This window comes from Gordonia sp. QH-12 (assembly GCF_001578675.1).
Lineage (GTDB): Bacteria > Actinomycetota > Actinomycetes > Mycobacteriales > Mycobacteriaceae > Gordonia > Gordonia sihwensis.
Map to the genome: position 1 here is coordinate 262,686 of NZ_KQ969283.1, position 12,523 is coordinate 275,208.

The following is a 12,523-nucleotide window of genomic DNA, read 5'->3' on the forward strand; positions in this document are numbered from 1 at the left end:
TAATCTCCCCGCAACCCAGGAGAACCCGGCGTGAACGAGCGCCGAAAACTGTTCGCCCAGGCTGCGAACACCCGTCGATCCGACGTAAGCTTCGGGATGTGTCCGGCGATCGGACACATTCTGTTCGAATGTCGTTGAGGCGAAGCAGGGAGTCGTGCGGCGGAAGACGCGATCACGGTGAGTACCCGATCTGACGAATCCGGTTCGGAGGACACACCACTGGAAGATCTGGTGATCGTCGACGACGGCCGGTCAAGGCCCGACCTCCTCGGACTGATCGTCGCGCACACCACCACCGGGATGGTCGCCGTCGACGAGTTCCACAACGTGGTCCTCTACAACAAGCGCGCCGTCGAACTCGGCATGGTTCGCGACACGATCGCCGACGGAGTGGCCGAGGCCGTCACCGAGGTCTTCGTCACCGGCATCGATCGGCATTTCGATTTCGTTCCGCCGCATTCGTCGCTGGGCTTCCTGTCGACGGGCCGCACCATGCCGCGGCAGGTGGAGAACGTCCGCTGCATCGCACGGCTCGCGTCCCGAGACGGCGAGCGGTACGCCCTGGTGTTCGGCGACGACGACTCCACCAATCAACGGGTGGAGGCCACGCGACGCGACTTCGCCGCCAACGTCTCACACGAGTTGAAGACGCCGCTCGGCGCCATCAGCCTGATGGCCGAGGCGATGCTCGAGTCGCGCGACGACCCCCAGGCGGTGGAGCACTTCGGCCGTCGGGTGCTGAAGGAAGCGACCCGGATGGGCACGCTGGTCAACGAGCTGATCGGGCTGTCGCGCCTGCAGGAGGGCCGGATCCCCGAGTTCCAGGCGGTCGACGTCGACTCGCTGGTGGAGGATGCGGTGGCCGCCGCCGGCGTCTCCGCGGAGGTCGCCGAGATCGAACTCGTCGCTGATGCGGCCAGCGGACTGCAGATCCAGGGCGACCGCACCCTGCTGCTGACCGCACTGTCGAATCTCCTGGTGAACGCCATCAATCACTCGCCCGCGGGCGAGGTGGTCTCGGTGAGCCGCAAGGTGGTGAACCTCGACGACGAGGAGATGGTCGTGATCGCGGTCACCGACCGCGGTATCGGGATCGCACCCGCCGACCAGCAGCGGGTCTTCGAGAGGTTCTTCCGCGTCGACAAGGCGCGGTCGCGCGCGACCGGCGGCACCGGGCTCGGGCTGGCGATCGTCAAGCACGTGGCGGCCAGTCATGGCGGTCACATCGGACTGTGGAGTCGGCCCGGAACCGGATCGACCTTCAGCCTGTACATCCCCATCGACCCGGCTTCACCGAGCGACGACGGGTCGACGAACGCAGAGGAACTCACGAGTTGACGCACGTACTGATTGTCGAAGACGAGGAATCGCTGGCCGATCCGCTGGCCTTCCTGCTCCGTAAGGAGGGGTTCGAGGCCAGCATCGTCAACGACGGTTCGGAGGCGGTCTCGACCTTCGAGCGAGTCAATCCCGACATCGTCCTGCTCGACCTGATGCTGCCGGGTGTCTCCGGCACCGAGATCTGCAAGTCGATCCGGGCCAAGTCGGCGGTGCCGGTCATCATGGTGACCGCGCGTGACAGTGAGATCGACAAGGTCGTCGGACTGGAGCTGGGGGCCGACGACTACGTCACCAAGCCGTACTCGGCACGCGAGCTCATCGCCCGCATCCGCGCGGTCCTGCGGCGCGGGGGAGTGGTGGCCGACGACGAGGACGCCGCCATCGGCGTCGTCGAGGTGGGACCGGTGCGGATGGACGTCCAGCGGCACACCGTGACGGTCTCGGGCGAGGAGGTCACGCTGCCGCTCAAGGAGTTCGACCTCCTGGAGTATCTGCTCCGGAACTCCGGCCGGGTGCTCACCCGCAGCCAGCTGATCGACCGGGTGTGGGGCGCCGATTACGTCGGCGACACCAAGACGCTCGACGTGCACGTGAAGCGTCTGCGTTCGAAGGTCGAGCCCGATCCGTCGCAGCCGCGCCATCTCATCACCGTCCGCGGCCTCGGATACAAGTTCGAGCCCTGACAGAGCAGCGGGCCCTGACAGAGCAGCGAGCCCTGACAGCGCAGCGGGCCGGTGCGGTCACAGCTGTTCGTACTTGATGTCGGTGCTTCGGCGGGAGGTGGCCGCGGCGGTCGCCGGATGCACCGCGACGAGTCCGAGGTCGTTGCGCCGGCGGCAGGCCGCCGCGAGAACCTCGTAGGCCGCCTCGCCGATGAGCTCGATCAATTCGGGCCGGTACGACTCGAAGACCTGCTTGGCGCCCGTGTGCGCCTCGGGTGAGCCGGAGCAGTACCAGTCGAGGTCGTGGCCGCCCTCGCCCCAGCCCCGGCGGTCGAACTCCGTGAGCGTGGTCTTGAGGATCTCACTGCCGTCCGGCCTGGTCACCCAGTCCTGCTCGCGGCGCATCGGCAACTGCCAGCAGACCTCGGGTTTCACCGTCAGCGGCTCGATGCCGCGGCGCAGCGCCATCGAATGCAGCGCACAGCCCTGACCGGCGGGGAATCCCGGGCGGTTGAGGAAGATGCACGCTCCGTCGTGCAGACGGGTCTTGAGCGACGGTTCGCCCTCCAGATCCTCGGCCTCCTCGAGGTAGCCGTCGTCGCCGAGCGGGTCGGGCCCAGAACCGCGGTCGAAGAGCTCCCAGTCGTCGCGCGTCAGGAGCGCCACTCCTGCGGCGAGCTTCTCGCGATCGTCGTCGTCGGTCAGGTAGGCGCCGTGTGTGCAGCAGCCGTCCGACTGCCGGCCGGCGACGATTCCGTGACACGCCGGGGTGCCGAAGACGCAGTTCCACCGCGACAGCAGCCACGTCAGGTCGGCGCTGATCAGGTGCTCGTCGTCGTCGGGGTCGACGAACTCGTACCACTCGCGCGGGAAGTCGAGGGGCACTTCGGGGACGCGGTCATTCCGCCGCTTCTTCCCGGGCTTCTTACTAGAGCCAGACACGGGGTTCCTCCATCGGTACAACGCTCCACGGTAGACCTTCGGCTCGCATCGCCGTCCGCCGCGCAGTAATTTTGGTCAGGTGCGATTAGGAGTGCTCGACGTGGGCAGCAACACCGTTCATCTGCTGGTGGTCGACGCGCATCGGGGCGGTCATCCGACGCCGATGAGTTCGACGAAGGCGGTGCTGCGGCTGGCGGAGGAGATCGACGGCACCGGAAAGATGACCAAGGCCGGTGCGGATTCGCTGACCGCGACAGTCAAGGACTTCACCCGGATCGCCAAGGCCTCGGGCTGCGAGCAGGTGATGGCCTTCGCGACCTCCGCGGTACGCGACGCCACCAACACCGGAGAGGTCCTCGACCAGGTCAAGAAGGCCTCCGGGCTCACCGTCGACGTACTGGAAGGCGTCGACGAGGCGCGGCTGACCTCCCTCGCGGTACGCCGCTGGTACGGCTGGAGCGCGGGCCGGATCCTCACCTTCGACATCGGCGGCGGCAGCCTGGAGATGACCAACGGGGTCGACGAGGAGCCGGATGTCGCGCTGTCGCTGCCGCTCGGCGCCGGGCGGCTGACGCGCGAATGGCTGCCCGGCGACCCGCCGAGCAAACGTCACGTCTCGGTGCTGCGGGACTGGCTCGACGCCGAGCTGAAGCAGCCCGCCAAGGAACTCCGTGCCGCGGGGAAGCCGGATCTGTCGGTGGGTTCGTCGAAGACCTTCCGGTCGCTGGCGCGTCTGACCGGTGCCGCGCCCTCCGGTGCCGGGCCGCGGGTGCGACGGACGCTCACCGTGAGCGGCCTGCGTCAACTGATCGCGTTCATCTCGCGCATGACGGCCGCCGATCGCGCCGATCTGGAGGGGGTCAGCGCCGATCGCGCGGCGCAGATCGTGGGCGGCGCACTGGTGGCGGAGGCGGCGATGAGGGCCACCGGTGTGGATACACTTGAGATCTGTCCGTGGGCTCTGCGGGAGGGCGTCATTCTCCGTCGTCTGGATGCGGAGCCGGCCGGGGCGATGGTGAGCACCGGCTAGTCGATCGACTTTTTACGGGGGTACCCCAGGTATGGCGAAGGATTCCGAACCACGCGCGAAGCCGATCACGGTCTCGGAACTGATCGCTCGATCCGAGTCGAGCGGTTCCGCGTTTCCCAAGTCCGATGAGGACGACCGCCCGACGCGACCGGTCATCGGGGCATCCGGAATGCCGTCGCACGTTCCCGCCGCACCGAAGCTCCCCGACCCCGTAGACGACGCCGATCCGAATGTGGTGACCGGAATCATCCCCATCGTCGACGACGATGACGAGTCGCCGCTGGCGCCGGTGCCCGGCGACGATCTGGTCGGCGTCGACCTGCCGCCGCTGGAGTACCGGTCGGCCGTCACCGATCCGGGCCCGGAGCCGGACCCCGATCTGGTCGGTACCGCGCAGTTGAGCCCGATCACCGACTCGGCGGCCGAGCCGGTGGCAGGCGACGACGTCGCCGACGATCATCGCCGTGTCGCGTCGGCCGCCGATCTGGAGGCCGCGGAGGCCGAAGAGGCCCAGGCCGAGATGGAAGCCCAGCAGCGTGCCGAACACCTCGCCGAAGAGGAGTCGGAGAAGCGCAGGAAGTCGCACAGTCCCTCCGCACTGATGGGCTGGCTGAGTCTTATCGCCGAGGTGGTGATCGGTCTGGCTGCCGGTGCCGGTCTGTTCTGGGGCTTCACCGAACTGTGGAAGCGCTACATCTACCTGGCGCTGATCCTGGCCGTCGTGGTGATCTTCGCGATCGTCACCTTCGCCCACGTCCTGCGGAAACGAGATCTGCCGACCACATTGTTGGCGCTCGGCGTCGGAATGCTGGTGACCATCGGGCCACTGGTCCTTCTGGCGGCCTGAGTCGGTCCCGGTGTCGCAACTGCGTTTCCCGATCCCGATCGGGCTGTCCACCGCGTCGGTCTACCCGCAGAGCACCGAAGCAGCGTTCGGCTACGCCGCCGATCTGGGCTACGACGGGGTCGAGTTGATGGTGTGGGGGGAGGGCGTGAGCCAAGACATCGCCCACGTCGCCCATCTGTCCGCTCGGTACCAGGTGCCGGTGCTCTCGGTCCACGCGCCGTGCCTGCTGATCTCGCAGCGCGTGTGGGGACGTGACCCGAAGGCCAAGCTGCGGCGATCGGTGCAGGCGGCCGAAGACCTGGGGGCGACGACGGTCGTCGTCCACCCGCCCTTCCGCTGGCAGCGCGACTACGTGCGTGGCTTCGACGATCTCGTCAAAGAACTGGAGGCCTCCTCCGATGTGGCGGTGGCCGTGGAGAACATGTTCCCGATGCGGGCCGACAGGTTGTTCGGCGCCGGTCACAAGGCGGCCAGGCGGATGGCAGAGCGGGGCGGGTCTCCGGGACCGAGCGCGTCGGCCTTCGGCAAGTCCATCGATCCCACGGTGGACGGATACGAGCACTACACCCTCGACCTCTCCCACGCCGCGACGGCAGGCGCCGACGCCCTCGCTCTGCAGACGCGGATGGGGGCCGGACTCGAGCATCTGCACCTCACCGACGGCACCGGCGCCGCCCACGACGAGCATCTGATCCCCGGGGACGGCTCGCAGCCGTGCATCGAAGTGTGCAAAAGGCTCGCCGACAGCGACTTCTCCGGCGCCGTGATCCTCGAAGTGCACACCGGATCGGCGCGGACCCGGAACGAGCGCGCCGCGATGCTCGCGCGGTCTCTGGACTTCGCCCGCACCCATCTTCACCGCGACCCGAAGGACACTCGGCATGACGACTGATCTGGCCTCCCTGACCGACCTGGAACCGATCGGGGTGAGCTCGGACGGCCGCGCGGCCTATCGAGCCCGGATCGATCCGGTCTTCACGATCGGGCCCAAGGTGCACGGCGGGAGCGTTCAGATGGTGGTCGCGGCCGCCGCCGAGCGTGCCTACCGCGATCTGGGCGGGCCGGACCCGCAGGCGGCGGTCCTGGCCGTCTCGAGTGATTTCCTCCGGGCTCCGGATCCGGCGGAGGTCGACGTGACGGTGTCGTTGGTGAAGACCGGCGCGACCGTGTCGCTGGTGCGAGTCGATGTGCGCCAGGACGAGCGCGTCTGCGTGACGTCCACGGTGACGCTCGGGCGCCCGGATCACGGAGACGCGCGCTACCGGGGCCACTCGAGCGTCGCTGACCTGCCGGCCGGCCCGCCGGCGGGTTCGGCCGACCTCTACTCCACGCCGGTCGGCGAGGTGGTGCATCTCGGGGCGGCACTCGACGTGGTTCTGGACATGGACCGTTTCCCGGCGCTTCGCGGCGAGACCGGCGACCCGGTGGTCCGCGGCTGGACTCGACCCAAATGCGCCGACCGCCTGCCCGTCGCCGTGAGCGCGGGGTTCCCGATCCTGGTGTGCGACCTGTCTCCTCCGGTGGTGATGAACCTCGGTATGTTCGGCTGGGCTCCCACGGTGCAGCTGACCACCTACCTGACCAGAGTCCCCGCTCCCGGATGGCTGCGATTCGCGGCCGAGAGCCAGGAGGTGGGGCAGCGGATGTTCGCCGAGGACCACATCGTGGTGGACTCGACCGGTGCGACGGTGGCTCGCTCGCGGCAACTGGCACTGACCCCCGCCGGGCGATGACTCTCCCCGGCGCTGATACGCAAGACTTCGACAAACTGTGAAAGGTAGTGATCGCCCATGACCGAGCGGGTCGCGATTATCGGTGGCGGCAAGATCGGCGAGGCACTCCTCGCCGGACTGATCAGCGCGGGGAAACCCGTCAAAGACCTGGTGGTCGCCGAGCGCTCGCCGGAGCGGTCGGCCGAGTTGGTCGCCGACTACGGCGTCCGGGTCTCCGACGACATCCCCGACGCCGTCGAGGGGGCGCGCGTGGTCTTCATCGCGGTGAAGCCGGACGCCGTCGACATGGTGCTGCAGAAGCTGTCCGTCGCCGAGGACAACGGCGAACTGGAGCGGATCACGGTCACCCTCGTCGCAGGTATTCCGACGCCGCGGTACGAGGCGGCGCTGCCCGCCGGTTCGCCGGTCATCCGCGTGATGCCGAATACGCCGATGCTGGTGAACGAGGCCATGTCGGCGGTCAGCCCCGGCCGGTACGCCGAAGACGACCAGGTGGCGCTCACCGTCCGCCTCCTCGAATCGGTCGGCAAGGTGATGGTGGTGCCCGAGAAGCTGATGGACGCCGTCACCGCGATCTCCGGCTCCGGTCCGGCGTACTTCTTCCTGATGGTGGAGGCGATGATCGACGCCGGTGTGGCGCTCGGACTGACCCGTCCGCAGGCGAGCGAACTGGCCGTGCAGACGATCAAGGGAGCCGGGTTGCTCCTGAGCGAGTCGGGACTGTCGCCGGTGGAACTGCGCGCGGCCGTCACCTCGCCCGCCGGTACCACCGCGGCGGCGTTGCGCGCGTTCGAGCGCGAGGGCCTGCGGCATGCGGTGAACGAGGCCACGCTGGCTTGCGCGGAGACGAGCGCCAAAACTGCACGTCGAGTGGAAGTTGAGGGTTCGGGCGGAGGTGTCCAGCTGGGCGCCGAGACCGCAAGCGAGCAACAGTAGCGCCTCAGCCTGCGCTTATCCGGGATCTGCCGTCGGCGCGGCGAGTTGCACCCCTGGGATTCCGCCACTCACGTCGCACTTTTCACATTGGTCACGCTAGGCTGCTAGCAGCACGTACGTGTCTGATGTCCGCCGGAGGGGAAGCCGGTGGCCGCGATGCGTGCACTGAAGGTTGGTATTTTCATGGCTGCTGCAGAAAAGCCCGGCGAACGGAATGAATTCACTGATCGCGGAGTCGGCAACTCCTCCGCCACGCAGTTCCTCACCGTCGCCGAAGTCGCATCGCTGATGCGAGTGTCGAAGATGACCGTGTACCGACTCGTCCACAACGGTGAACTGCCGGCTGTGCGCGTCGGCCGGTCGTTCCGCGTTCACGCCAAGGCCGTGCACGAATACTTGGAGACCTCGTACTTCGACGCCGGCTGACCGGTCGAGATCGCCTGCGATCCCCCTCGCGCCCCGCGCCGAGGGGGTTTCGGCGTCTCTCCGGCGGATCCGCCCGAACGGTGGCGTGGGGCTGATTAGCCTCACGTTCGTCCGATCGGTAAGATTATCCGTCAGGTCGCTGTCGCCTGGTTGCAACCCCTGTCGGCGACGGCCCGGCATGAGTCCTCGGGCCAGGCCACATGAGTTCATCAGTACCGATCGTGAGGGAGACCCCATGGGTTCCGTAATCAAGAAGCGCCGCAAGCGCATGTCGAAGAAGAAGCACCGCAAGCTTCTGCGCCGCACGCGAGTCCAGCGCCGCAAGCTCGGCAAGTGAGCCACTCAGAACCCGCCCTCGTGGCGGGTTCTGTGCTTTGCGGGGTCGGCGATAAAGTGGGCCCATGACCGAGGACCGGAGTGGCGAGCAGCCGCCGCGCTCAGTGCTGGTGACCGGGGCGTCCACCTTCCTGGGCGGGTACCTGGTCACCCGATTGGCGGCGAACCCCGACATCGAACGGGTCGTCGCCGTCGACTCCCGAGTGCCGACCAAGGTGCTGATGCGCCGGATGGGACGCGCCGACTTCCTGCGTCTGGACATCCGGCGTCCGGCGATCGCGAAGGCCATCGCGAGCTACGACGTGGACACCGTGGTGCACGCGGCGCCGTCGATCCTCGACAGCGTGGAGCACACCGCCGCGATCAAGGAACTCAACGTGGTCGGCACCATGCAGGTCTGCGCGGCGTGTCAGCGGAGCCCGTCGGTGCGGCGGCTGGTGCTGCGTTCGAGTGCGATGGTCTACGGTGCGGGGCCCAGCGACCCGGGCTTCTTCTCGGAGGGTACGCCGGCGCGCAAGGAGCCGCGGCGGGGCTACGGTCGCGACCTGATCGACATGGAGGGCTATGCGCGCGGACTCGCGCGGCGCCGACAGGACATCGACGTCTCGATCCTGCGGTTCCAGTCGATCCTCGGCCCGCGGATCCGGACCCGCATGAGCGCGTATCTGTCGCTGCCGGTGGTGCCGACGGCCTTCGGGCGTCAGCCCCGGTTCCAGTTCCTTCACGAGGAGGACGCGCTCGCCGCCCTCGAGCACGCCACCCTGAACCGGCGTCCGGGCACCTTCAACATCGCAGGCGACGGTGTGGTGACGCTGTCGCAGTCGGTGTACCGCGCAGGACATCTGAAACTTCCGGTGCCGGCAGGGTTGATCTCGCCGCTGACGGGCGTGCTGCAGGGCGGCGGCCTGCCGGGCATACGGTCGGAGAACACCTCGTACCTGTCCTACGGGCGGGTTCTCGACACCACCCGGATGCGGACCGAGCTCGGCTTCGTTCCGCGGTATTCGTCGCTGGAGACGCTCGACGATTTCATCGAGCGGGGCGGAAGCGAGCCGGTGATCTCGTCGGACACGTGGCGGGCGTTGGAGCATCAGGCCGTCGCGGCGGCGACGCGGCTTCAGTAGACCGGTGTCGCGCGCATACGATATGAGCAGGGTTTTCCAGAGCGGGGGTATCGAAGATGGCAGCGGCCGAACGGCCCGGTGATTCGCGTACGGCGAAGGTCATCGCGCTCTACACGGATCCGAACGCGCAACGACGTTCAGCGGGAACCGGGCATCCGAACACCGACGGTTTCGGCCGCCCCGCCGCCGGCGTGACGCCGATCCACGAGGGCATCGAACTCCACGACGAACCATCCGCCCCGGTCGAACCGGTGCGGCATTCGCCGCTGTTCAGTCTCGGTGGGCTGCGCGGGGCGATTGCGGACTCGCTGATCGCCACCAGCGGGTTCATCAGGGAACGGCTCACCGGCGACTACGAGGTGGACGAGTTCGGTTTCGATCCACACTTCACCGAATCGGTCTTCTTCCCGGCAGTGCGCCAGGTGTACGAGAAGTGGTTCCGTGTAGAGGTGACCGGAGTCGAGAACCTGCCGACCGCCGGAGCCGGCCTGCTGGTGGCGAACCATGCGGGATCGATCCCGATCGACGCGGTGATCACCTCGCTCGCCGTGCGCGACAACCATCCCGAGGGCAGGTACCTCCGACTGCTGGCCGCCGACATGGCGTTCGAGACGCCGGTGGTCGGAGACCTGGCCCGGCGGGTGGGCGCGACCCTGGCGTGCAACGACGACGCCGACGCGCTGCTGCGTCGCGGGGAGCTCACGGCGGTGTGGCCCGAGGGGTACAAGGGCATCGGCAAGCTCTACAAGGACCGCTACAAGCTGCAGCGCTTCGGCCGCGGCGGATTCGTGACCACCGCATTGCGCACCGGTGCGCCGATCATCCCGGTCTCGATCGTCGGATCGGAGGAGATCTACCCGATGATCGCCGACCTGAAACCGCTGGCGCGGGCACTCGGTCTGCCGTACTTCCCGATCACGCCGCTGTTCCCGTGGCTGGGGCCGCTCGGGGTGATCCCCCTCCCGTCCAAGTGGCACATCCACTTCGGCAAGCCCATCCGGACCGACGGTTACGACGAATCGGCCGCCGACGACCCGATGACCGTCTTCGACCTCACCGATCACGTCCGCGAGGAGATTCAGCAGACCCTCTTCCGGATGCTGAGCCGCAGGGGCTCGGTCTACCTCGGCTAGCGGCACCGCCAGCCGGCCACCGCGCACTGGTGATCGGCGTCGCTGCCCGCCGCCAGGACCGTTCCGTCGGCTCGCAGGCCCAGGCTGTGCTCCGCGCCCGCCGCGACGGCGACCACATCCCGCCACGACGACACGGCGCACTGTCCGCGACTGTCGTCCCCCGCGGCCAGCACACGTCCGCGCTCGTCGACTCCCAGCACGTGGTGGCTGCCCGCGGCGATGTCGACGATCCCTCGCCATCGGCCCGTCTCGGCCAGGCCTTCGCCGGTGGTCAGCACCCGGCCGTCGCGGGTGACCGCCACCGTGTGCAGAGAGCCTGCGGCGACAGCGCGGACCCGTCGCCAGTCCGCGACCTCGCACTGGCCGCGACGATCGTTGCCCGTCGCGACCACGGTGCCGTCATGGCGGAGGCCCACTGAGTGCCAGTCTCCGGCCGCAACAGCCACCACGTCTCTCCAGCAGCCCACCTCGCACGCACCTTCCGCGGTGCGTCCGGCGGCCGCCACCGTCCCGTCGGCCAGGACCCCGAGGGTCCGGCGCCAGCCGGCGGCGATGGCGACGACCCCGGTCCAGTCGGAGACCTCGCACTGGCGGTCGCCGTTCCACCCGGTCGCCGTCACCGTCCCGTCGGCGCGCAAGCCGACGGTGTGCGAGCGGCCGGTGTTGGCAGCGGCGTGGACGTTGCCCGCCGCCACGGCGACCACCTCACGCCAGTGGCTCACGGCGCACTCGGGAGCATTCGGCCTGCCTGCGGCGACCACGCGGCCGTCCCGCCGGACTCCGACGGAGTGGCGGCGCCCGGCCGCGATGACGGGACGCGGATTCACCGCCGGGTCACCTGCGGCGCAGCACCTTCGATGCGACCGCGGCCGCGCCGCCCGCGGCACCGACCACCATGGCGGTCTGCACGCCGTACTTCGCCGCTTTGCGTGCGGTGCGGAAGTCGTACTGCTCCCAGCCCCGCACGCGGGCGATCTCACGCAGGTCGGGGTCCGGGTTGATCGCGACGGCGGTGCCGACCAACGAGAGCATCGGAACGTCGTTGTGCGAGTCGGAGTACGCGGTGCAGCGTTTGAGGTTGAGGCCCTCGCGGACGGCGATCGTGCGGACCGCGTGAGCCTTGCCCGGACCGTGCAGGATGTCGCCGACGAGCCTGCCGGTGAAGACGCCGTCGACGCTCTCGGCCACGGTTCCGAGCGCGCCGGTGAGCCCGAGCCGCTTGGCGATGGTCTGTGCGAGTTCGACCGGAGTGGCGGTGACGAGCCAGACCTGCTGTCCCGCATCCAGATGCCGTTGGGCGAGCGCCGCGGTGCCCGGCCAGATCTTGTCAGCGATGTACTCGTCGTAGATCTCCTCGCCGAGTCGGACGAGTTCGGCGGTCTCACGCCCGGCGATGAACGACAGCGCCTTGTCTCGGCCCTCGGCGACGTCGCCGGCGTTCTCCTTGCCGGTGATCCGGAACTTGGCCTGCTGCCACGCGAATTCCATGATGTCGGTGTAGGAGAAGTAGTTCCGTGCGGCGAGGCCGCGGGCGAACAGCACGATCGACGCACCGTGCACCAGCGTGTTGTCGACGTCGAAGAAGGCGGCTCCGGTCAGGTCGGTGACCTGGCCGCCGTCCGTGTCGGGGGTCCGCGCGCGCAGTGATTCGATCGCGGCCTTCGCGGCGGCCTCGCCGGCGAGCACCTGGCGGAGTTCGCCGGCCGTCTGACGGAACCGGCCGGCGCGCTGGGAGATCCATTCGCCGACCCGTCGAGCGTCCTCATCCTCCGAGCGCTCCTCCGCACGGCCGGCTTCGCTCCCGTCCGGACCGTCGAGCAGGCCGCCGTCCCGGTCCTCGCGCGGTTCGTCGTCGTGCGCCACGTCGTACTGCTCCGCCTCCAACTCGGCGGCCTCGTGCCGGTCCGCCTCGAGCTCGGCCGCCTCCTCGGCGGTGAGGTCCTCCGAATCGGGACGGTCCATCGAGTCGCGGCTCACGGGCCACCCTCCTTCTCCTGGGCGGAATCGGTCGGA

At 68.7% G+C, this 12,523-nt stretch carries 14 protein-coding genes; 11 read left to right on the forward strand and 3 right to left on the reverse strand.

The features are described 5' to 3' along the window. Positions 1–219: 219 nt before the first annotated feature. Both Y710_RS03235 and Y710_RS03240 read left to right on the forward strand, forming a co-directional pair. Positions 220–1,338 (forward strand): sensor histidine kinase, encoded by a 1,119-nt coding sequence (locus Y710_RS03235; protein WP_231650000.1) that lies wholly within the window; start codon positions 220–222, stop codon positions 1,336–1,338. Beyond that, the gene (locus Y710_RS03240) at positions 1,335–2,024 is read left to right on the forward strand and encodes a response regulator transcription factor (protein ID WP_006894290.1); all 690 of its coding nucleotides are present in this window, start codon (positions 1,335–1,337) and stop codon (positions 2,022–2,024) included. The genes Y710_RS03235 and Y710_RS03240 overlap by 4 nt, the downstream gene beginning before the upstream one ends. Before the next feature lie 57 nt (positions 2,025–2,081). On the opposite strand, the gene Y710_RS03245 is transcribed toward Y710_RS03240, so the two are convergent. Beyond that, on the reverse strand, positions 2,082–2,945 hold the full coding sequence (locus tag Y710_RS03245; protein WP_006894291.1) for a DUF3109 family protein: 864 nt from the start codon (positions 2,943–2,945) through the stop codon (positions 2,082–2,084). Positions 2,946–3,024: 79 nt separating this feature from the next. On the opposite strand from Y710_RS03245, the gene Y710_RS03250 reads away from it, so the two are divergent. From Y710_RS03250 to Y710_RS03285, 9 genes are all read left to right on the forward strand, one after another. After that, positions 3,025–3,975, forward strand: coding sequence for a Ppx/GppA family phosphatase (locus Y710_RS03250; protein WP_006894292.1), 951 nt, complete (start codon positions 3,025–3,027; stop codon positions 3,973–3,975). Positions 3,976–4,006: 31 nt separating this feature from the next. Continuing rightward, complete coding sequence (locus Y710_RS03255) at positions 4,007–4,822, forward strand: hypothetical protein (RefSeq protein WP_006894293.1); 816 nt, start codon at positions 4,007–4,009, stop codon at positions 4,820–4,822. A gap of 10 nt (positions 4,823–4,832) precedes the next feature. Next, entirely contained in the window at positions 4,833–5,714 is an 882-nt protein-coding gene (locus Y710_RS03260) for a sugar phosphate isomerase/epimerase family protein (protein ID WP_062366301.1), read from the forward strand. Next, positions 5,704–6,555: a thioesterase family protein gene (locus Y710_RS03265; RefSeq protein ID WP_062366309.1), complete on the forward strand. Its 852-nt coding sequence runs from the start codon at positions 5,704–5,706 to the stop codon at positions 6,553–6,555. Before Y710_RS03260 ends, Y710_RS03265 begins: the two co-directional genes overlap by 11 nt. Before the next feature lie 57 nt (positions 6,556–6,612). Then, positions 6,613–7,491: a pyrroline-5-carboxylate reductase gene (proC, locus tag Y710_RS03270; protein WP_006894296.1), complete on the forward strand. Its 879-nt coding sequence runs from the start codon at positions 6,613–6,615 to the stop codon at positions 7,489–7,491. 183 nt (positions 7,492–7,674) lie between these two features. Next, on the forward strand, positions 7,675–7,917 hold the full coding sequence (locus Y710_RS03275) for a helix-turn-helix domain-containing protein (protein WP_039866574.1): 243 nt from the start codon (positions 7,675–7,677) through the stop codon (positions 7,915–7,917). A 235-nt stretch (positions 7,918–8,152) separates the two neighbouring features. After that, complete coding sequence (locus Y710_RS18395) at positions 8,153–8,254, forward strand: 30S ribosomal protein bS22 (protein ID WP_003402602.1); 102 nt, start codon at positions 8,153–8,155, stop codon at positions 8,252–8,254. Positions 8,255–8,318: 64 nt separating this feature from the next. Continuing rightward, complete coding sequence (locus Y710_RS03280; protein WP_062366311.1) at positions 8,319–9,377, forward strand: NAD-dependent epimerase/dehydratase family protein; 1,059 nt, start codon at positions 8,319–8,321, stop codon at positions 9,375–9,377. A 56-nt stretch (positions 9,378–9,433) separates the two neighbouring features. Next, positions 9,434–10,510, forward strand: a complete 1,077-nt coding sequence (locus Y710_RS03285; RefSeq protein WP_006894299.1) for a lysophospholipid acyltransferase family protein — start codon at positions 9,434–9,436, stop codon at positions 10,508–10,510. Here the strand turns inward: Y710_RS03285 and Y710_RS03290 are convergent. Both Y710_RS03290 and Y710_RS03295 read right to left on the reverse strand, forming a co-directional pair. Then, positions 10,507–11,337, reverse strand: coding sequence for an RCC1 domain-containing protein (locus Y710_RS03290; RefSeq protein ID WP_062366313.1), 831 nt, complete (start codon positions 11,335–11,337; stop codon positions 10,507–10,509). The two genes, Y710_RS03285 and Y710_RS03290, sit on opposite strands and share 4 nt — an antisense overlap. A gap of 7 nt (positions 11,338–11,344) precedes the next feature. Continuing rightward, positions 11,345–12,487 (reverse strand): HAD family hydrolase, encoded by a 1,143-nt coding sequence (locus tag Y710_RS03295; protein ID WP_006894301.1) that lies wholly within the window; start codon positions 12,485–12,487, stop codon positions 11,345–11,347. Between the last annotated feature and the right edge of the window lie 36 nt (positions 12,488–12,523).